A 20,055-nucleotide genomic window follows, 5' to 3' on the forward strand; every position below is an offset into this window, starting at 1 on the left:
CTGACGGTACCGAAAAACGGTCCTTCAACGGACACTCGGGCTTATCTCTCCGCCTGAACGTCCTCAAAGAGTCCTCTATAGGACCCATAGAGGACCTTCATGAGGACGTTTCTCCGGAGCACTCTTTCAGCATGCGAGATGAGCGGGAAGACGGCTCCTGCGCGTACTGCCGGGGGCGCGGCTGGAAGTGGGTTTCGGCGCGGCGCTTCGTCCTCGTCCGGAGTGCGGGGGCTGGGAAGCGGCCGAGGCCGGAGCGGCGGCCGTGCTCCTGGTGCTCCCCCGAGGGCAAGTCGCGGGCGGCGTGATGAGCGAGCAGCCGTTGAGCGAGGCTGAGGCTTCGGCGTGGGCTCCGGCGGCGCGGGCGCTGGTGGTGGAGCTGCTCGCGCGTGGTCTGGTGGCGAAGGTACGGGGTCATGGCGCGGTGTGGGCGCGGAACCCGGCCGGGGAGCCTGCTCCTGACGACCTGGTGGGCGCGGCGATGTCCCCGGGGCTGAGCCAGGAAGTGTGGTGCCGTCCTCGCTGGCCCGAGCGCGACCTTTGGTGGTGGTGGGCCTGGGCGGGGCCGTCGCGTGAGGATCCGGCGGAGCTGGAGCCGTTGTGTCCGGTGGCCGAGTCGGTGCGGGCGGCGGAGGTTATCGCGCGGGTGTTGGCGGTGCCGTTCACCGATGCGTCGGTGTCGTGATGCGTGGCGACTCCCCCAGGCTCAATGGCCCTGGTGGGCTTGCTGACGGACGGGCCGCTGAAACCGCGGGGCATCTGTCGAGTTCGCGGGGTGGCGGTCGGGTGGAGCTGCCGGCCGGGCTGAACGCGGGGCCGGTCACGCGGGCCATCAAGGCGGAGTTCGGGTGTGTGGCGGCGGCTTGGTACGGCGAGTACACGTGTTCGTGGTGGGCGTTGGTGCATTCAAGTGAGGGCCTGCGCCTGGTGGAAGCAATCAGTCCTCGGGAGTTGCGTGATGCGGTGGTTCAGGTGGACGGATGGCCCTGGCCCAAGTCCGGACCGCGGACCGCTGATCCGCAGAGCACCTGAGCGCGGGAGCCTGTTCGACGCTCCCTCGATTGGCGACCAGGTCGCCGAGTTGGCGGACGGTGCCGGGTCCCTGCTTCCCGAGCTGGAGGACGCGGCCGGACCTGGCTCTGCGGTGCTGGTGTCGGCCGGGAGGTTGGCTGACGCGGCGGCCGAGTTGCGGGATGGCACGCTTGCCGGCGTGTCGGTCGCGGACACTGACGCTCTACTGGAAGTGCTGTTCGAGGCTCTTGATCGGCTCCTTGGGGTGGTGTGGAACGCAGGCCAAGGAACGCAGCGCGCGCATGCCTCGATGGTCGCGACGGGCTCCGTCTGGGACGACACCGGCGCCGCACGAGCGCGCGCGACGATGGATGCACTGGAAGACGCGACGGTGAACCTGTCGGCCTGTGCCGATGCACTGGCTGCGGCACACATGCTCCTCGGCCACGCCTCAACCGCGCTCAACCGGATCGACGGCAACGAGTAGTTGCGGTTCGCCCGGCTGGCGGGCTGGCCGGATCGCGCCATGGTCGGGGCGCAACTCCGGGTGTGACATGGGGAAACGACTCTGGGTACGCTTTGCCTACTCGTGTTATCGACAAGTAGGCAGGTCCAGATGTCGGACGACTGGCAGTACCTCCCGAAGTACCAGCAGATCATGCAAGTACTCCGGGGCCGCATCGCAGACGGCACCTACAGGGTCGGTGACAAGCTGCCGTCCGAGTCGCAACTGATCAAGGAGTTCGGGACGTCCCGTCCTACAGTGACGCGCGCCCTGAACGACATGCAGCTCCGCGGCGAGGTCGAACGCGTTCACGGGCGCGGCACCTTCGTGAAGGCCGTCGTCTCGACCGACCCGGACCCCAACCGTCCGGGCCTAGCCGTGCTGGACCGCCATGAGACGGCCGAGACGGTCAAGGTGGTCGAGGTCGGACGGCGTCCCGCTCCGCCGGAAATCGCGGAGCTGCTGGGGCTGTCGGCAGATGCTCCGGCGTTCCTACGCCGCTACGTCAGCATCTACGACCAGATTCCGAGTGAGCTGGTGTCCCTGTGGCTGCCGCTGGACATTGCGCGCGCGACAGGCCTGGAAGTGGCCGGCCCCCTGACCGTCCCGGCGCGTGAGCTGCTGTCCTCGGCGCATGATGAGCGCCTGGTCCGCATCGATGAACGCTTGTCGGCGCGACGTGCGACCGAGCAAGAGACCGAGATCCTGGAGCTGGACGCCCATGAGCCGGTGCTCGCCGTCCTGGGCGTCATCCGCGACGCGTCCGGGCGCGGTGTGCTGGCCGTTGACCTCGCCCTTCCCGGCACCCTGCACGAGCTGACGGACACCTTCTCAATCTGATGTGATGCACGTCACACGATAAGTCGAGTTAACAGCCTTCCAGATCGCTGCCCCTCGGCGTACTTTCGTAGTGAGCAACTCGATAAGACGAGTTGCTGACAAGTAGGTCGCTCGGTAGAGCGATGCAACGGAGGTGGCGTCATGGCGGTACTGGGACGGATCCCGGTGAACTTCGGAGAGGTGTTCCCGTACGGGGTGTTCGCGACGGGGGCGGCTGAGCCGCTGGAGAACTTCGAGACCAAGCGGCAGGAGACCGACAAGGAGAACGGTCTGCCGGTCTGGGTGGTGAACGTCTACGACGCCGACCCGGAGGCCAAGCACCAGGCTTCGGCGATCAAGGTGAAGATCTCCGCCGAGGTCTGCCCGGTCGTGCCCGAGCCGGTGATGGGGCCGTTCCGCCCGTGCGAGTTCGAGGGGCTGACGGTGACGCCGTGGCTGGACGACTCGGGCAAGCGACCGAAGATCGCCTACTCGTGGCGGGCGCGCGGTGTGCGGGCTCCGGCCGGTGCTCCCGGTGGCGTGAAGACCCGTCCGGCTGCGGCGACCAAGGACGCGGCCTGATGGGGGCGGGCAAGGGGCGCATGTCGGCGCTGACGCTGCCGGTCGATGCCGGGGCGACCTGCGAGTTCCGGGGTTTCCGGGCGCGGACGCCGCTGTTCTCCATCGTCGCGGCGCGGACGCTGGTGACGCTCACGCTCCCGGAGCGGCTGCGGGCCGAGGACGTGGAGTTCGCCCGGTCGCTGGCCGAGCAGGCACAGCGGTACGCGGTCGAGGTGGAGCGGGCCTACCGGTCCGGCAACGGGGCCTCGGGTGCCCGGAAGGGGCGGGCGGCCTGATGGGTGAGTACTCCTACACCACGATCGCGATCGAGCCGGGCGAGTCCCCCCGGATCGGGGTGGTCCTGCGCGGCGGTGAGTCGGTGTCGGTGCTGGCCTGTCTCCAGGGCGATGCGGCGCAGGTGGCGGTGACGCAGGAGGGCGTGAGCGTCGCCTTCACCCCCGCTGACTGGGAGCTGGTCACGGCGGCGGACGTGCACACCGCGCGGGAGTTGGCCGAGGCATTCGCCGCCTACGCGGCCAAGCTCGAACAGCTCCACGCCGAGCACACCGCCGACTCCGGGTCTGACGACTCCTCCGGCGCGGACACCTCGGAGTGTGCGGCGTGATGGCGCTGGCGCTGCTGGGGCTGGTGCTGATGGCCGTGGGCGTCATGGGCGCGCTGGCGCTGCTGGGTGAGTGGCTGGAGTCGCGGCGGGCGGTGCGCTGGTGCCACACCATGGGCCGTCACTGCGGTCGGGCCTCCTGTGAGCCGTGCGCGCTGGCTGCCGAGTCGGCCGAGGCCGCCGCGAAGGTCGGGGCCTGTCCGGTGCTGATCGTCCCGGGCTGGTTCCCCGGGCCGCCGTTGATCCCGGGCGCGTTCACCCGGGTCACCTGAACTAGCGAGTTCGCGCGAGGTGAGGGCGGGGCGGCGTGAAGCTGCAACCTTCCCGCCGCCCCTTCCCCTCTCGCTCGCTTCCTCTACCTGCGCAAAGTCCACGAATCCCGAAGGGGTGACCTCATCATGGCATGGGAGTTCCGCAAGCTCGGTCCGGGCGAGAACGTCGCCGTCGAAGCGTCCACCGACCCGTTCGCGGGCCCCAAGTGGGCGCCGCCGGTCTGGCACATGCCAGAGGGCCTGGTGCTGCTGGTCAACCTCGTCCGCTTCCTCGTCCGGCTGACCGTGTTCACCGTCCGCAACGCCCTCCCGCTCTCGGCTCTGACCGGGCTCGGATGGCTCGCCTACCGGTACGGCTGGGTCCTGCCGGTCGTCTTGGTACTGCTCGCCGGTGCCGCTCTGGCCGGGTGGGCGGCCTGGGACCGTCCCTCGTTCCTCCACTGGGTCGGCTACCCGGCTCGTGCCAAGTGGCGGCACTTTCGGATCTACCGGCGCGACTGGCAACCGGTGATCGTCGGGTCCGGGCTGTCCCGCGTCCACAAAGGGCGCGAGTACCTTCCGTCGATCAAGCGTGTGCAGTGTGGTCCGTCCGCTGACCGGGTGCTGGTCCAGATGCTCAAAGGGCAGGCTCCGGACGCCTGGGAGCGGGTCACGGCCAACCTCGCGCATGGCTTCGGCTCGTCCCTGGTCCGTGTCCGTCACGGCGGCCGTCCGGGGCGGGTCTGGCTGGAGTTCGTCCGCAAAGACGTTCTCGCCACCCCGATTCCCGCGCTGCCGATCCCCGCCGCTGCGGCCGTCGATCTCGGCGGGCTGGAGATCGGGCGGTGTGAGGACGGCTCCCCGTGGCGGCTGCGCGTCCAGGGGACACACGTCCTGGTCGCGGGCGCGACCGGTTCAGGCAAGGGCTCGGTGATCTGGTCAGTGGTGCGGGCGCTGCTGCCGCTGATGGTCGCCGGACTGGTCGAAGTGTGGGCCATCGATCCCAAGCGCATGGAACTGAGCTTTGGACGGCAGCTCTTCGAGCGGTACGGCCGGTACTCCGACGATCCCAAGGGCGGGATGGTCGAGCTGCTGGAGGCGGCGGCCGAGGACATGAACGCCCGCGCGGCCGAGTTCGGTGGGGCTGTGCGGTCGTTCACCCCGAGCGGCCGGCACCCGTTCCGGCTGATCATCGTGGATGAGCTGGCGTTCCTGACGGCCTACTGCCCAGAGCGGGAGCTTCGCAAGCGCGCCGAATCCGCACTGGCCATCCTCGCCTCCCAGGGCCGATCGGTCGGCTACGGGCTGCTCGGTGCACAACAGGACGCCCGCAAAGAGGTCAACAACCTGCGGAACCTGTTCCCCGACCGGATGGCGCTCCGGCTGGACGAGTCCGACCAGGTGGACATGATCCTTGGGGACGGCGCGCGCGACCGTGGCGCATACGCCGACGAGATCTCCTCGGTCCCCGAGATCGGCGCGGGCGTCGGGTTCGTCCGGCTGGAGACCGTGCCCGATCCCGTCCGCGTCCGGGCCGCGTACGTCTCCGACGACGACATCCGCGCCATGGTCGCCTACGCCCTGGCCCACGACGAACGAGACGACTTCGACGACCAGGACGGCGGCACCTTTGGCCCCGGAGCGGCGGCATGAGCGCGCCTCGTCACTGGCTTGACCCGGTGCGCTGCCCTGCCTGCGCTCGCCTGAACCCCTCCTGGCTGGCCTACCGGCCCGACCGGGACGGCGACCGGGTGACCTGCGAGTCCTGCAACGCGGTGGTCCTGGTGCTGCTCGCCGATGGCCGCCTGGTGGAGCTGCGGCCCCTCAACCCGGCCAACACCACGGGAGGTGACGCATGACCTTCACCCAACCCACCCTCGACGCCCCGGACAGCCCCGTCGAACAGGCTGAGCAGACCGGGCGAGTGAAGGTGTACCCGCCGCTCGCGCGCGACTTGGTCAAGGCCGTCGCTCTGGAACACGGCGTGTGCATCCGCCCCGTGCCCATGCGGCGGGTCGATCTCCGCTCGGGAGTGTCGGAAGTCGTCTACGTGCCGTGCGGACACACCCTCGCCTCGGTCTGCCCCTCGTGCGCCGAACGCAAGCGCAAGCTCCGAGCCGTCCAGTGCTCCCAAGGCTGGCACCTGGACACCGAACCGGAAATCCGGCGCGAAGACCCGGCCGAACACCAGCGCAACCTGATGGAGCTGCGCGCCAAAGCCCAGGCCGAACGCGACCGGGCCAAAGCCGAAGGACGCGCGCACGGGGAACCGGTCGAGTTCTGGGATGGCCTGCTCGCCGAACTCGACGTCGAGATCGAACGTGCTGGGGTGCGCGGCACGCTCAAGACCGGTGACCAGCCCACGCGGCGGACGCGAAGCACGCGGCGGCGACAGGACGCCCCCGACCTTCCCCGCCGTCCCGTGGACGCGCGGACCGTGGGCAAGACCTTCACCGCACCCGGCGGGAAGACGTTCCGGCCGTCCATCTTCCTCACGCTCACCCTCGACTCCTACGGGCGCGTGCACTCCGATGGGACGCCGGTCGATCCGGACGGCTACGACTACCGGCGGGCCGCACGCGATGCGATCCACTTCGGGAAGCTGATCGACCGGTTCGTTCAAAACCTCCGCCGGTTCGTCGGCTACGACGTCCAGTACTTCGCCGCCGTCGAACCCCAACGCCGCCTCGCCCCCCACCTCCATATGGCGATCCGCGGGACGATTTCACGTCGCGAACTGCGTCAGGTGGTGGCGGCGACCTATCACCAGGTGTGGTGGCCTTCGACGGACCGGATCGTCTACCCCAACGACCGGCTTCCGGTTTGGGACGAGTCGGCCGGAGACGACGGACAGGGCGGTTACCTCGATCCGAACACGGGTGCGGCGCTGCCGTCCTGGGATGAGGCCCTGGACGCGATCGGCGAAGATTACGACGCCGAGCCCCTGCACGTGGTCCGGTTCGGCCGTCAGGTGGACGCCCAGGGTGTGTTGGCCGACACCCCCGACGCGCGGCGCTGCGTCGGCTACCTGACCAAGTACCTGGTCAAAAGCGTCGCCGACTGCCACGAACCCGAAACCGACCGCCAGAAGCGGCATGTCGAACGGCTCGCCGACGCGCTTCGGTATGAGCCGTGCTCGCCGACCTGCGCGAACTGGCTGCGCTACGGCGTCCAGCCCAAGAACCCGCGAAGCGGCATGGTCCCGGGGTTCTGCAAGGGCAAAGCCCACAAGCGCGAACACCTCGGCTACGGGGGCCGGCGGGTCCTGGTCTCCCGCAAGTGGTCCGGCAAGACCCTCGCCGACCACAAAGCCGACCGCAAAGCATGGGTGCTTGCGCGCCTGGCCGAGGCAGGGATTCCGGCGACCAACACCGACACCGGTTCCGGCTACGCCTGGGAACGCGCGGGCCCTGGAGATGCCGACGTCCGATCCCTCGAACACCGCCTACTGCTGCTGATCAACGAACGCGTCAAGCGACGCGAGCAGCTCGCACAAGCCACCCCAGAGCTTTCGGCAACCAGGGAGGCAGCGTGAACAAGTCCGAACTCCTCGCCCTGGTGGAGCTTCCCCACGATCGGACGTGGACGCCGCAAGAGGTCTCGCGCTTTCTCGGAGTCCCGGTGGCAACTCTCCACCAGTGGCGCTATCTCGGCACGGGTCCCAAGGCTGCCAAGGTCGGGCGGCACCTGCGGTACCTCCCGGCCGATGTCCTTACCTGGTTCCGCGCACAGCAGGAGGCGGCGTAATGGCGGTCTACGACAGATGGCACACCAAGAAGCCTCGCAAGGACAAAGACGGCGTCCCTGTGGAGCCGTGCCCTGAGCACAAGCTCTACCCGAGCAAGGACCACGGGGACGGCGACCGTTGGCAAGTCCGCTGGCGTGATGAGACCGGGAAGCAATGCAAGGCCAACCGGCCCAAGCGGCAGGGCAAGAATCCCGACACGAGCGCTGAGGCTTATGACGCCAAGATCAAGGGTGAGCTTGCCTCTGACACGTATGTAGATCCTGAGCGGGCCAAGAAGCCGCTAGAGGAATTTGTCCGGGACTGGCGAAGCGGCCTCACGGGCGACCCGAACACGCTCTGGAACCTCGACAAGCGGCTTGCGCACATCATCGATGTCCCGCCGCGTCCTGGGCAAAGGAAGAGCCGACGCCCGCCCGGCGGGCCCAGTGTGATCGGCAAGCGTCCGCTGTCGGTCTTGGCCAAGACTCCCAGCCTCATTCAGAAGTGGATCAAGTCCCTTGAGGACAAGGGCCTCTCGCCTGCGTACATCAAACGGATCTTTGACACGCTCTCAACGATCTTCATCGCGGCCATGGAAGACGGGTTGGTGAGCCGGAACCCGACCAAATCGAGTGCCGTCCGGCCTCCGCGCGTGCCCAAAAAGAAGATCGTTCCGTGGACGCTCGACCAGGCGGACAGCGCGGCCGAAGCGTTGGGCGAAGACGGCACAATCGTCTACCTCGGTTCCGGGGCCGCGCTCAGGCAAGGCGAGATCTTCGGCCTCGCCGTCGACGACATCGATTTCGGCAACCGCGTCATTCACGTCGTCCGGCAAGTCCGGCTCGTGAAGGGGCAGCTCGTGTTCTCCCTGCCCAAGGGTGACAAGGAGCGGGACGTTCCGCTGGCGGATTCGCTGGCAAGGCGACTGAAGTCCCGGATCGAAGAGCGTCCCCCGGTTGAGGTGACCTTGCCATGGAAGACGCCCGCCGGGAAGCCGCACACGGCCCGCCTGCTGTTCGTCCGGTCCAACGGGCTGCCCCACTACGGCGGCGAGTTCAACTACACCTGGCGGGACGCACTGCGGGCGGCGGGCATCGAGGTATGCCGTGAGAACGGCATGCACATATTGAGGCACACGGCGGCCTCGGCCTGGCTCGTCGCTGGCGTGGACATCCGGACCGTGGCTGAGTACCTGGGTCATGCTGACCCGGGGTTCACGCTCCGCACTTATGCTCACCTGCTCCCGGATGCTGCTGACCGTGCGCGGGCGGCGATGGATCGGTTCTTCGGCGCAGGTACCGACGACGACCAGACCGAGAAGGAGGCATGACCGGATGTGTGCCCTGCATGTGCCCTCAGAGCCGACGCAGAGAGGGAACATGCAGGTCACAGGGGGTCTGCTAGGGCTCGAACTTGTAGCCGAGGCCTCGGACGGTGACGATGTGGCGGGGGGTGGACGGGGCGTCCTCGATCTTGGCGCGGAGGCGCTTGATGTGGACGTCCAGGGTCTTGGTGTCGCCGACGTAGTCGGCGCCCCAGACGCGGTCGATGAGTTGCATGCGGGTCAGGACGCGGCCGGCGTTGCGGAGCAGGACCTCCAGGAGCTCGAACTCCTTGAGGGGCAGCTGCACCGAGCCGCTGTTGACGCTGACCACGTGCCGCTCGACGTCCATCCGGACCGGGCCCGCCTCCAGGACGGCCGGGGCGAGCTCCTCGCCGGCGTCGCCCTGGCGGCGCAGGACGGCGCGCATGCGGGCGATCAGCTCGCGGGTGGAGAACGGCTTGGTGACGTAGTCGTCCGCGCCCAGTTCCAGGCCGACGACCTTGTCGACCTCGCTGTCCTTGGCGGTGAGCATGATGACCGGGACGTTGGACTTGGCGCGCAGTTCGCGGCACACCTCGGTGCCGGGCAGGCCCGGCAGCATCAGGTCGAGCAGGACGAGGTCGGCGCCATTGCGCTCGAAGATGTCCAGCGCGTCCGGGCCGGTGGCCGCGACCGCGACCTCGAAGCCCTCCTTGCGCAAGGTGTACGACAGCGCGTCGCTGAAGGACTCCTCGTCTTCCACGACGAGCACTCGGGTCACGGTGTTGCCTCCCGGGCGGTTCTCGGCCGGTGCGCTGTCATCGCGTCCGGTCCTCGGGGGTCGGGTGGGATGGGGTGAGGCCGTTGACGGCCGACAGGGCGGACGGGCGCGGTGCGTCCGGTCCGCCGCCGCTCGCGTCGCCGGGTTCGCCGGGGACGTCACGGGGGGTCTCGGTGTCGCCGCCGGACGGCGCGGAGCCGGCGCCGGCGGACGTGGCGGCGGGCGGCGTCGCGGCGGGGTTCAGCAGCGGCAGCCGGAGCGTGAAGGTGGAGCCGGAGCCCTCCTTGCTCCACACGGTGATCTCGCCGCCGTGCTTGCTGGTGACGTGCTTGACGATCGCCAGCCCGAGGCCGGTGCCGCCGGTCTGCCGGGACCGCGCCGGGTCCACCCGGTAGAACCGCTCGAAGATCCGTTCCAGGTCGCCCTCGGGGATGCCGATGCCCTGGTCGGTGACGGTGATCTCGACGTGCTGGTCGTCGGCCTGCCGGGTCGCGATCACCACGCGGGTGTGCTCGGGACTGTAGGCGACGGCGTTGTCGATCAGGTTGCGCAGCGCGGTGACCAGGAGCTCCTCGTCGCCGCGGACCCGGAACCCGTGCCGGCCGCCCGCGATCAGCTCGATGTCCTTGGAGCCGGCCCGGATCTGCGAGCGGTCCAGGGACTCGTCGATCACCTCGTCGAGCTCGACCGGGTGCAGGTCGTCCAGCGGCTCCTCGCCCTGGATGCGGGACAGGGTCATCAGGTCCTGGACGAGGTTGGTCAGCCGGACCGACTCGTGCTGCATCCGCCCGGCGAACCGGCGGACGGCCTCGGGGTCGTCGGCGGCGCCCTCGACGGTCTCGGCGAGCAGCGACAGCGCGCCGACCGGGGTCTTCAGCTCGTGGCTCACGTTGGCGACGAAGTCGCGGCGGATGGCCTCGACGCGGCGCATCTCGGTGAGGTCCTCGGCGAGGACGAGCACCAGGCCGTGCGAGCCGAGCGGCGCGACCCGGACCGCGAACCAGCGGCCCTCGGCGCGCGAGCGCGACCGGGACGGCCCGACCTGGATCTCGGTCTCCCGGATCTCGCCGTCGCGCCGGACCAGCCGGGCCATCGCGAGCAGCTCGTCCACGACCAGCCGGTCGTCGCTGACCAGACCGAAGGCGCGGGCGGCGGAGCTGGCGCGCAGCACCCGGTCCTCGGCGTCGACGACGACGGCCGACGACCTCAGAACGCTCAGCACCGACGCTATGCCCGGCGGCAGTCCCCCCTGGGGCTGCGCCGGGCGCACGGTCCGCTGGGCACGCTCGCTCACCCGTACCGCCAATCCCGTCGCGAGTCCGATCGCGAGCCCGGCGAGCCCGGTCAGACCTGCGACAACCTCGACCTCCACATGTTGGATCGTAAGTGGCGAACGAGGCCGCCCCACACCACGGGGGTACCGCAGGGAGAGGCGTTAGCCCAATGTTCACCTCTTTATCCGTATCGGTTCACAGCGGTGGGGCAGGCTGTGGCGTGGGCGAGTACGCCCCGCCCTCCGGGACCGCTCCGGGGGCGGGGGACCGTGCGCGACGGCCCGTCCGGGCAACGCGTTCCGGTCGTCCGCAACCCCGTCCCGAGCGGGCGGCCACCGCCGTCCAGCAGTACCGAGCCGGCCCCGGGCCGGCCTCCCCGAAAACCGAGGTTCTTCCCTTGCGCGACGCTTACCACGAGGAACTCGACTCCCTCGCCGACAAGCTGGTCGAGATGACCCGGCTGGTCCGGTCGGCGATGTCCCGCGCGGTGACCGCGCTGCTGGACGCCGACCTGCGGCTGTCCGAGGAGGTCATCACCGCCGACGAGCAGGTCAACAAGATCGACTCCGAGATCGAGGAGACGGTCTTCGACCTGATGGCCCGGCAGCAGCCGGTGGCCGGCGACCTGCGCACCCTGGTCACCACGCTGCGGATGAGCAGCGACCTGGAGCGCATGGGCGACCTCGCCGTGCACATCGCCAAGACCGCCCGCCGCCGGCACCCCGAGGGCGCCGTCCCGCCGGAGCTGCAGTCCACCGTCCTGGAGATGGGCCAGATCGCCGAGCGCATGATCGCCAAGGCCGGGTCGGTGATCGCGTCCCGGGACGTCGAGATGGGCCTGGAGCTGGACGCCGACGACGACCAGATGGACCGGCTGCACCGCCGCCTGTTCGACATCCTGCTCTCCCCCAAGTGGAAGCACGGCGTCGAGCCCGCGGTCGACATCACCCTGGCCGGACGGTACTTCGAGCGCTTCGCCGACCACGCCGTCCACGTCGCGGAGAACGTCGTCTACCTCGTCACGGGCCAGCGCCCCCAGGAGATCGTCGACGCCGGCTGACCCGTCCCCACCTGCCACCTGACCGGCCCACAAAAGGAGCCCGCCGCGTCCTCCCAGAGGGACGCGGCGGGCTTCGCCTTGTCAGCGGGGTTTGCCTTCTCGGCGGGCTTCGCCTTCCGGCAGGGTTCGCCCTTAGCGGGGTTCGCCTTCTCGGAGGGCTTCGCCCTTAGCGGGGTTCGCCTTCCGGCGGGCTTCGCCTTCCGGGGGGTCGCCTTCCAGGGGGTTACTTCTTCTTCTTGGCGCCCTGGTTCTTGACGGCCTCGATGGCGGCCTTGGCGGCGGCCGGGTCGAGGTACTCGCCGCCGCGCTTCAGCGGGGCGAAGTCGTCGTCCAGCTCGTAGACCAGGGGGATGCCGGTGGGGATGTTCAGGCCGACGATGTCCTCGTCGGAGACGCCGTCCAGGTGCTTGACCATGGCGCGCAGGGAGTTGCCGTGCGCGGTGACCAGGACGGTCCGGCCGTCCGCGAGGTCCGGGACGATCGCGTCGTACCAGTAGGGCAGCAGCCGGTCCACGACGTCGGCGAGGCACTCGGTGCGCGGGATCAGCTCGGACGGCAGGGACGCGTAGCGCAGGTCGTTGACCTGGGACAGCGGGTCGTCGTCCTTGATCGGCGGCGGCGGGGTGTCGTAGGAGCGGCGCCAGATCATGAACTGCTCTTCGCCGTACTCCTCGCGCGTCTGGGCCTTGTTCTTGCCCTGCAGCGCGCCGTAGTGCCGCTCGTTCAGCCGCCACGACCGGCGGACGGGGATCCAGAGCAGGTCCGCGACGTCCAGCGCGATGTTCGCGGTGCGGATGGCCCGCTTCAGCAGCGAGGTGTGCACCACGTCGGGGGTGATGTCGGCGTCGAGCAGCAGGTCGCCGCCGCGCGTCGCCTCGCTCTCGCCCTTGGCGGAGAGATCCACGTCCACCCAGCCGGTGAACAGGTTCTCCGCGTTCCACACGCTCTCGCCGTGCCGCAGCAAAACCAGGGTCGCCATGGCTCTAGAGCCTAGCGGGCGCCGGTGCGCGATCGAACCGGCCCCGGCCGTCCCGGACGCCCCTGACCAGCGGAACGGCCGCCGGATGATCAGTGACGGACGCCGGCGCCGCCGGATTGGTGAGGTCCGAAACGGCGGGCGGGCGCGTGGGGCTCAGCGGTTGGCCGGGTCGGCGAAGGAGGCGAAGGCGCGCAGGTTGGCCAGGGACTCGCCGCGCTTGACGCGCCAGTCCCATTCCTTCTGGATCGAGGTCTTGAAGCCGCGTTCCAGGGCCTTGTCGAAGTTCTCGTCCGAGTAGGTGAGGACGCAGCCGAGGAGCCGGTCGACCTCGTCCGGGGTGACGGACTGGAGCGGCACGCGGCCAACGATGTAGACGTCTCCCACCTCGTCCAGCGCGAACGACATGCCGTACATGCGGCCGTTGCGTTCCAGCAGGAACCGGTAGAAGTCGGCGTGGTTCTCGTCCGGCTGGCGGCAGAAGAACGCCTCGACGTGCAGGCTGTGGTCGCCGACGATCAGCCAGGTCATGGTGGCGAGCTTGTGCTGGCCGGGCAGCTTGACGAAGAACGCGCCGTCGCGCGGGACGCTGTACTCCAGCTCGGCGGCCTGCAACGTCTCCTCGATCACCTTGACCGGGCCGTCCGCCGGACCGTCGAACGAAGCGTTCGCCGAGCCGCTGGCCGGACCGTCCGCCGAAGCGTTCGTCGAACCGCCGACCGGCTCGTCCGCCGAGCCGGTGGGACGGGCGTTCGCTGCGTCGTGGCTCACCGGGCCATCTCCTTCACCATCGCCTCGCGGGTCGTCGCACCGGTATACACCTCCAGGAGGCGGTCCACCGTCGCGTCCCAGCCGAAGTCCTGGGCGTGGCGGACGGCGCCACGGGCGAGCCGGAGGTGGGTGCCGGGCTCGGCGTGCAGGCGGCGCAGGACGGACGCGTAGTCGGCGGGGTCGTGCCCCTCGACCAGGATGCCGGATTCGCCGTCCTTGACGGCGGTCTGGAGCCCCCCGACGGACGCGGCGACGACGGGCGTGCCGCAGGCCTGGGACTCGACGGCGACCAGCCCGAACGACTCGTTGTGGGACGGGACGACCGTGACGTCCGCCGCGCGGTACCAGTCGGCGAGCTCGCGCTGCGGGCACGGCGGCTCGAACCGGACGACGTCGGTGATGCCCAGCTCGGCGGCGAGCCGCTGGAGTCCCTCGGGGCGGCAGCGCGCGGCCCCGGACGGTCCGCCGACGACGGCGACGACGAGCCGGGAGCGCAGCGCGGGCTCCTGGTGGAGCATGAGCGCGACGGCGCGGAGCAGCACGTCGGGGGCCTTGAGCGGCTGGATCCGGCCGACGAACAGCAGCACGAAGGCGTCCCGGGGCAGGCCGAGGCGGCGGCGCGCGGGGCCGGTCCGGTGCGGCAGCAGCCCGGTGCCGCGCGCGATGATCGGCGACTCGGGGCGGAACAGGCCGAGGTCCACGCCGGGGCTGACGGTCGCGATCCGGGACGGGTCGGCGCCGTAGAGCCCGGTCAGCTCGCGGGTCTCCTTGGCGGTGTTGGCGACGAGGTGGTCGGCGGTGTCGACGATCTGCTGCTCGCCGTCCACGCGCAGGGCGGGCTCGGGCGTGTCGCCGTCCGCGAGCGCCGCGTTCTTCACCTTGGCCATCGTGTGCATGGAGTGCACGAGCGGGACGCCCCAGCGCCGCTTGGCGGCCCATCCGGCCTGACCGGAAAGCCAGTAGTGGGTGTGGATCAGGTCGTAGTGCCCGGGCTCGTGAGCGGCCTCGGCGCGCAGCACCCCGGACGTGAAGGTGCACAGGTGGCGAGGCAGCTCGCCCTTGTCCAGCTCCTCGAACGGCCCGGCGACGACGTTCCGGACGAGGACGCCGGGCGCCAGCTCGCTGACCGGCGGCAGGGCCCGCGAGGTCGCGCGGGTGAAGATGTCCACCTCGACGCCGCGCTCGGCCAGCCGCTTCGCGGTCTCGACGACGTAGACGTTCATGCCGCCCGCGTCGCCCGTGCCGGGCTGGTCCAGGGGCGAAGTATGCAGGCTGATCGTCGCAACTCGGTTGATACGACCCGACACCGGACACCACCTCCGGTAGTGCAACCTATCCACCGGTTCGACTGTTCCCGTACGGAGGCCGCCACCCTGCGGAGCGTCCGGGCCGGGCGGTCTGGAAAGCTGTGCGGCATGCGTAAGACGGCGGTAGTGACCGGAGCAAGCAGCGGGATCGGGGCGGCCACGGCGCGGCGGCTGGCCGCCGAGGGCTTCCACGTCGTGGCGGCGGCGCGCCGCCGGGACCGGCTGGACGCCCTGGTGAAGACCATCTCCGAAGAGGTCCCGGGCGCGGGCAAGGTGGTCCCGGTCACCCTGGACGTGACCTCGCAGGACTCGGTGGACGCGCTGGCCGCCGCGCTCGACTCCTGCCACGTCCTGGTGAACAACGCGGGCGGCGCCGTCGGCCTGGAATCGGTCGCCGACGCGGACCCGGCCGACTGGCAGACCATGTACGACACCAACGTCCTCGGCCTGCTGCGGGTGACCAAGGCGCTGCTCCCGAAGCTGATCGAGTCCGGAGCCGGCCACGTGGTGAACATCACCTCGCTCGCCGCGCACGCCGTCTACGAGGGCGGCGCCGGATACAACGCCGCCAAGCACGCCGCCTTCGCGGTGAACGAGGTCATGCGCCTCGAACTCGTCGCCGAGCCCGTCCGCGTCACCGAGATCGCGCCGGGCCTCGTCAAGACGGAGGAATTCAGCCTGGTCCGCTTCCGCGGCGACAACACGCGCGCCGAAAAGCCCTACGAGGGCGTCCCCGAACCCCTCGTGGCCGAGGACATCGCCGACTGCATCGCCTGGGCCGTCACCCGCCCCGCCCACGTCAACATCGACCGCATCGACGTCCAGCCCCGAGTCCAGGCGGCCCCCCACAAACTCCACCGCGAGCCCTGACCCCACCTAGCCCCACGCGGGGCCGTGCCTGGGTAAGGCGATGAGGGCCGTGCCTGGCTGAGGCGATGAGGGCTGTGGCTGGGTTAGGCGATGAGGGCTACTGAGCCTTTGGCTTCGTCTTGGAAGGCGGCTTCGTCGCCTTCCAAGACGGCGAGGACGCCTTCGCCGATGGTGAGGACCTGGGTTTGGACCTCGTCGCGGAAGGAGGCGGCGTCGTCGCCGGAGAGGCCGGCGGGGACGACGATGGGCGGGTCCAGGGAGGCTTTGCGGGCGCCGGTGCGGGCGTCCAGAACGACGAGGCTGGGCTTGGCCTTGCCGTCCTCCGGGGTGAGGGTCACGTAGACCTGGCCGCCGGCGAGGAGCGGACCGCCGTCGAGGCGGAAGCCGGTGGGGACGGGGTTCTGCCAGAGGCGGCGTCCGGTGGACGCGTCCCAGACGCCGAGGGCGTCGCGGCCGCTGTCCTCGGGCTGGCCGGCGCCGACGACCAGGCCGCCGGACGCGTCCCAGAGCTCGACGGGCGTGGTCAGCTGGCGGACGGGGCGGCCGTCGGCGGCGGCGACGAGCGTGCCACCCTGGCGCCCGGTGAGCAGGACGGTCGTGTCGTCCACGGCGACCGGGTGGGCGGCGACCTCGGCGACGCCGGACGGGCCGGTCCAGGCGCGTCCGCCGTTGTCGAGGCGGTAGGCGGCGACGGTACAGCGGTCGTTCCGGGACGCGATGACGACGGTCGTTCCGGTGAAGACCGGGTTCTGGTCGAGGGCGAAGGGGCAGCCGTCGGCGGGGCGACCCGTCCAGCGGGCGGCGCCCGAGTCGGCGGCGAAGGCGTCCACGCGGTCGGAGGCGACGAGCAGGACCAGGCCGTGCTGCGGCGCGATGAGCTGGGCGTGCTGCCGGCCCTCCTTGACGAGGGGCTGGTCGAGGTGGTGCCGCCAGCGCGGCTTGCCGCTGCGCGAGTCGATCCGGGTGAGCTGGCCGTCGTTCCAGAGCGCGAAGACGTCGCCGTCGGTGGCGGCGATGTCGATCACGGCGCGTCCGGGCCTCGTGTAGGTCCAGTAGGCGCGGTGGTCGCGCAGGCTCACGGCGGTGATGCCTCGGGACGTGCCCCGGACACTCTGCTTCCCTTCCGGGAAGGAAAGTGTGGCCTTGCCCGGCAGCAGCGCCAGGCCGCCCGCGAGCTCGACCGTGCGGCTCGCGGTGGCGACCGTCCTGGACGGGACGGGCGCGCCCGACCCCAGCGCGGCGGGGAACGAGCCGTGCGGTCCGTCGACCCGGTAGTCGTGCGGCTCGCGGGTGAGGTACCAGCCGCCGGCGAGGACCAGCACCACGAGCGCGACGACGGCGCCGATGACCAGGGCGGACCGGCGTCCGAGCGCCGCGCGGACGCCTGTGGATGTCATAAGGACAGGGAAATTATCGGCTCGGAGCGACCGCCGTCCAGGGCAGCGTCAGCTCGCCATGTCGCCATCGTGTCCTTCCTCCCAGAGGGGGCCTAGTACAAACCGGATAGGACGCCGCAAGGTGCTCGACAGCGGCGGTCCAGCGGGCGCGCGCGCCGAAGACCGACTGCGGCGCGGCGACGGCCCACGCGCGGTCGAAGTCGGCGAGCAGCGCGTGCACGGCCTCGCCCTCGACGTTGCGGTGGATCAGCGTCTTGGGCAGCCGCGGCGCGAGGTCGGAGGGCCTGTCCAGGGACGGCAGGTGGGCCGCGAACGTGATCGTCCGGGGGCCGGTGCGGTCGAGCGCGACCCAGACGGCGCGGCGGCCGATCTCGTCGCAGGTGCCCTCGATCAGCACGCCGGACGGGTCGAGCCGCGCGGTCAGGTCGTCCCAGGCCTGCCAGGCCGCGTCCTCGTCGTACTGCCGCAGCACGTTGAAGGCGCGGACGAGCGTCGGCGGACGGTCGACGGGCAGCTCGAAGCCGCCACGCACGAACGACAGCCCGGGATACCGCGCCCGGACGGCCTGGCCGGCGGCGACGCGATCGGGCTCGATCTCGATACCGACGACTTCGAGGTCCGGGACGACGGCGCGCAGGCGGGTATGGAACTCGATCGTGGTGATCGGGGACGCGCCGTACCCGAGATCGACGGCGAGGGGACGCGGGACCGACCGCAGCAGGCGGCCCTGGGTCGCGGCCGTCCACCGGTCCGCGCGGCGGAGCCGGTTCGGGTTGGTCGTCCCTCGGGTCACCTCCCCTCGGGGTCTGGTCGTGCGCGCCACGCCGTCGATTCTCGCCGCCGCTCAGACCGAACGAGATTCTGATCCTCGTAAGCAATCGGTTACGGTGATCTCCCGCCGTAGGCGCCGCCCGCGCCGTAGGAGCCGTCCGCGCCGTCCGCGTCCGAGGGAGGCCTTCATGCCCCACCCCACGTCGAACCCGCAGGCCGAACCACCGCAGCTGGACCTCGCGTCGCTGCTGGAGGCGATAGCGAAGGCGCTGCCAGAACGAGAGTGCCTGGTCTGGCACGACACCCGAGAGGACAACCGGCACAACGTCCGGGATGGCGTTCGGCGTGACGGGGGTGGGCGGCGGGCGCGGAGTTGGGGGGAGATGGTCGGGCGCAGCCGGCGTCTGGCGCACGTGCTGCACGCGCGGGGCATGGGGTGGCGCGACCGGCCGGCCGAGCCGTGGGAGTCGCCTCACGATCATCTCGCTCTCCTTCTGCACAACGGGCCCGAGTACCTGGAGGGCCTGGTCGGCGCGCACATGGCCCGCGTCGCGCCGTTCAACGTCAACTACCGCTACACCGGGGACGAGCTGGCGCAGCTCTTCGGGGACGCCCGCCCGAGCGCCGTGATCTACCACGCCCGCTACGTCCCGCGAATCATTGAAGCCCTGGAGCGCACCGGCCTCCAACCCCTGCTGCTGTCTGTGGATGACGGATCCGAAACCCCGCAACCGCCGGACGCGCGCGCGTACGAGGAAGCGCTAGCGGCGGCCTCGGACGAGCCACTCGACGTGGTCCCCTCCCCCAGCGACCTGCACATCCTCTATACGGGCGGGACGACAGGGCTCCCCAAGGGCGTCCTGTGGCGGATCGGCGACCTCATGCTCGGACCGCTCGGGCTGCGCCGCCGCGACCACACCGCGATCACCGACCTGGACGAGGCGGTCGCGCGGGCCGTCCGGTCGGACGCGCGGGTGCTGGTCGGGCCGCCGCTGATGCACGGAGCCGGGACGTGGTCGGCGCTCGGCGGCTGGTGCGGGGGCGCGTGCGTGGTCCTGCCCGCCCGCGTGGACGGCCTGGACGCCGCCGACCTGCTCGCCGTCGCCGAGCGCGAGAAGATCACGCGGATCCCGCTCGTCGGGGACGCGTTCGCCCGTCCGATCGCGGCCGAGTTGGAGCGCCGCCGGTACGACCTGAGCTCGGTGCGCTCGCTGCTGAATTCGGCCGCCGCAATCAGCCCCGGCGTGAAGAAGCGCCTGGTCGAGCTGCTTCCGCATGCGCGAATCACGGACGTGCTCGGGTCGTCCGAAACCGGGTTGCAGGTGGCCCGGCAGGGCGCCGAGGACCGGCCGTTCGCCGCCACGCCGGGCGCTGTCGTGCTGAGCGCCGACCGGTCCCGGGCGCTGTCGCCCGGCGAGGACGAGCTGGGCTGGCTGGCCAAGGGCGGCTCGATCCCGCTCGGATACCTGAACGATCCGGACAAGACCGCCGCGACGTTCGTCACCCTCGACGGGACGCGCGTCGTGGTCGCCGGGGACCGCGCCCGCCTGCTGCCGGACGGGACCGTCCAGGTGCACGGACGGGAGGCCACCACGATCAACACCGGCGGCGAGAAGGTGTTCGCCGAGGAGGTCGAGACCGTCCTGCGCGGCCTCCCCGGCGTGGCGGACGCGCTGGTCATCGGCCGTCCGAGCGAGCGCTGGGGCACCGAGATCGTCGCCGTCCTCCGCCCCGCAAAGCCGAACACCGGCGTTTCGGATAGCCGGGACGCCGACGCCTCCGATGCCCGGGGCGGCGACGTTGCCGGTCGCCAGGGCGGCGGCGTTTCGGATGGCCTTGACGGCGGTGTTTCGGATGGTGAGTTGCGGGACGGGTGTGCCGAGCATCTGGCGCGCTACAAAATCCCGAAAGCGTTCGTCCGGACGTCCGGATCGTTGCGGCTGCCGAACGGGAAGGCCGACTACGCGGCGGCCAGAAGGCTCGTGGACGGCTCCGGACCGTCCTGAGCCCGCCCGTCCGCCGCCCTCGCCCGTCCGGCCGAATCTTGTTCGG

22 protein-coding genes are annotated in these 20,055 nt (G+C 70.6%); 15 read left to right on the top strand and 7 right to left on the bottom strand.

What is annotated here, in order from left to right; all coding sequences use genetic code 11:
- The first annotated feature begins 304 nt into the window (after positions 1–304).
- From FHU30_RS12540 to FHU30_RS12595, 12 genes are all read left to right on the top strand, one after another.
- Positions 305–682: a hypothetical protein gene (locus tag FHU30_RS12540; RefSeq protein ID WP_253875110.1), complete on the top strand. Its 378-nt coding sequence runs from the start codon at positions 305–307 to the stop codon at positions 680–682.
- A gap of 396 nt (positions 683–1,078) precedes the next feature.
- Complete coding sequence (locus FHU30_RS12545) at positions 1,079–1,495, top strand: hypothetical protein (protein WP_253875112.1); 417 nt, start codon at positions 1,079–1,081, stop codon at positions 1,493–1,495.
- A 129-nt stretch (positions 1,496–1,624) separates the two neighbouring features.
- A complete protein-coding gene (locus FHU30_RS12550; protein ID WP_253875114.1) occupies positions 1,625–2,353 on the top strand; it encodes a GntR family transcriptional regulator in 729 nt (242 codons plus the stop codon).
- Positions 2,354–2,494: 141 nt separating this feature from the next.
- Entirely contained in the window at positions 2,495–2,914 is a 420-nt protein-coding gene (locus FHU30_RS12555) for a plasmid replication, integration and excision activator (protein ID WP_253875116.1), read from the top strand.
- A complete protein-coding gene (locus tag FHU30_RS12560; protein ID WP_253875118.1) occupies positions 2,914–3,189 on the top strand; it encodes a hypothetical protein in 276 nt (91 codons plus the stop codon). Before FHU30_RS12555 ends, FHU30_RS12560 begins: the two co-directional genes overlap by 1 nt.
- Positions 3,189–3,518, top strand: coding sequence for a hypothetical protein (locus FHU30_RS12565; RefSeq protein ID WP_253875120.1), 330 nt, complete (start codon positions 3,189–3,191; stop codon positions 3,516–3,518). The genes FHU30_RS12560 and FHU30_RS12565 overlap by 1 nt, the downstream gene beginning before the upstream one ends.
- Complete coding sequence (locus FHU30_RS12570) at positions 3,518–3,787, top strand: hypothetical protein (RefSeq protein WP_253875121.1); 270 nt, start codon at positions 3,518–3,520, stop codon at positions 3,785–3,787. Before FHU30_RS12565 ends, FHU30_RS12570 begins: the two co-directional genes overlap by 1 nt.
- A gap of 126 nt (positions 3,788–3,913) precedes the next feature.
- Positions 3,914–5,419, top strand: coding sequence for an FtsK/SpoIIIE domain-containing protein (locus FHU30_RS12575; RefSeq protein WP_253875122.1), 1,506 nt, complete (start codon positions 3,914–3,916; stop codon positions 5,417–5,419).
- Entirely contained in the window at positions 5,416–5,625 is a 210-nt protein-coding gene (locus tag FHU30_RS12580; RefSeq protein ID WP_253875124.1) for a hypothetical protein, read from the top strand. The genes FHU30_RS12575 and FHU30_RS12580 overlap by 4 nt, the downstream gene beginning before the upstream one ends.
- Positions 5,622–7,301 (top strand): replication initiator, encoded by a 1,680-nt coding sequence (locus FHU30_RS12585; RefSeq protein ID WP_253875126.1) that lies wholly within the window; start codon positions 5,622–5,624, stop codon positions 7,299–7,301. The genes FHU30_RS12580 and FHU30_RS12585 overlap by 4 nt, the downstream gene beginning before the upstream one ends.
- Positions 7,298–7,513, top strand: a complete 216-nt coding sequence (locus FHU30_RS12590) for a helix-turn-helix transcriptional regulator (RefSeq protein ID WP_253875128.1) — start codon at positions 7,298–7,300, stop codon at positions 7,511–7,513. Before FHU30_RS12585 ends, FHU30_RS12590 begins: the two co-directional genes overlap by 4 nt.
- Positions 7,513–8,823 carry a tyrosine-type recombinase/integrase gene (locus FHU30_RS12595; RefSeq protein WP_253875130.1) on the top strand — a complete coding sequence of 437 codons (1,311 nt, stop codon included), beginning with the start codon at positions 7,513–7,515 and terminating at the stop codon, positions 8,821–8,823. Before FHU30_RS12590 ends, FHU30_RS12595 begins: the two co-directional genes overlap by 1 nt.
- Positions 8,824–8,893: 70 nt before the next feature.
- Here FHU30_RS12595 and FHU30_RS12600 read toward each other — a convergent pair whose 3' ends face one another.
- Together FHU30_RS12600 and FHU30_RS12605 are read right to left on the bottom strand one after the other, a co-directional pair.
- Complete coding sequence (locus FHU30_RS12600; protein ID WP_026414836.1) at positions 8,894–9,577, bottom strand: response regulator; 684 nt, start codon at positions 9,575–9,577, stop codon at positions 8,894–8,896.
- A gap of 37 nt (positions 9,578–9,614) precedes the next feature.
- Entirely contained in the window at positions 9,615–10,949 is a 1,335-nt protein-coding gene (locus tag FHU30_RS12605) for a sensor histidine kinase (protein ID WP_253875132.1), read from the bottom strand.
- Between the two features lie 299 nt (positions 10,950–11,248).
- On the opposite strand from FHU30_RS12605, the gene phoU reads away from it, so the two are divergent.
- Complete coding sequence (phoU, locus tag FHU30_RS12610) at positions 11,249–11,911, top strand: phosphate signaling complex protein PhoU (protein ID WP_253875134.1); 663 nt, start codon at positions 11,249–11,251, stop codon at positions 11,909–11,911.
- A 223-nt stretch (positions 11,912–12,134) separates the two neighbouring features.
- On the opposite strand, the gene FHU30_RS12615 is transcribed toward phoU, so the two are convergent.
- The 3 genes from FHU30_RS12615 to mshA all read right to left on the bottom strand — a co-directional run bounded on the left by FHU30_RS12615 (position 12,135) and on the right by mshA (position 14,965).
- The gene (locus FHU30_RS12615; protein ID WP_253875136.1) at positions 12,135–12,890 is read right to left on the bottom strand and encodes a phosphoglyceromutase; all 756 of its coding nucleotides are present in this window, start codon (positions 12,888–12,890) and stop codon (positions 12,135–12,137) included.
- Positions 12,891–13,043: 153 nt separating this feature from the next.
- Positions 13,044–13,517, bottom strand: coding sequence for a type III secretion system chaperone family protein (locus FHU30_RS12620; RefSeq protein ID WP_253875327.1), 474 nt, complete (start codon positions 13,515–13,517; stop codon positions 13,044–13,046).
- A gap of 137 nt (positions 13,518–13,654) precedes the next feature.
- Positions 13,655–14,965, bottom strand: coding sequence for a D-inositol-3-phosphate glycosyltransferase (gene mshA / locus FHU30_RS12625; protein WP_253875138.1), 1,311 nt, complete (start codon positions 14,963–14,965; stop codon positions 13,655–13,657).
- Positions 14,966–15,073: 108 nt separating this feature from the next.
- Here mshA and FHU30_RS12630 point away from each other — a divergent pair, with 108 nt between their 5' ends.
- Entirely contained in the window at positions 15,074–15,835 is a 762-nt protein-coding gene (locus tag FHU30_RS12630; RefSeq protein ID WP_253875140.1) for an SDR family NAD(P)-dependent oxidoreductase, read from the top strand.
- An 83-nt stretch (positions 15,836–15,918) separates the two neighbouring features.
- Here FHU30_RS12630 and FHU30_RS12635 read toward each other — a convergent pair whose 3' ends face one another.
- The gene (locus FHU30_RS12635) at positions 15,919–17,232 is read right to left on the bottom strand and encodes an outer membrane protein assembly factor BamB family protein (RefSeq protein ID WP_253875142.1); all 1,314 of its coding nucleotides are present in this window, start codon (positions 17,230–17,232) and stop codon (positions 15,919–15,921) included.
- Positions 17,233–17,245: 13 nt separating this feature from the next.
- On the bottom strand, positions 17,246–18,025 hold the full coding sequence (locus FHU30_RS12640) for a class I SAM-dependent methyltransferase (RefSeq protein ID WP_253875144.1): 780 nt from the start codon (positions 18,023–18,025) through the stop codon (positions 17,246–17,248).
- Positions 18,026–18,191: 166 nt separating this feature from the next.
- Between FHU30_RS12640 and FHU30_RS12645 the strand changes: the two genes are divergently transcribed.
- The gene (locus tag FHU30_RS12645; RefSeq protein WP_253875146.1) at positions 18,192–20,009 is read left to right on the top strand and encodes an AMP-binding protein; all 1,818 of its coding nucleotides are present in this window, start codon (positions 18,192–18,194) and stop codon (positions 20,007–20,009) included.
- Positions 20,010–20,055 lie beyond the last annotated feature (46 nt).

Source organism: Actinomadura rupiterrae (assembly GCF_024172125.1).
In the GTDB taxonomy this organism is placed as follows: domain Bacteria; phylum Actinomycetota; class Actinomycetes; order Streptosporangiales; family Streptosporangiaceae; genus Spirillospora; species Spirillospora rupiterrae.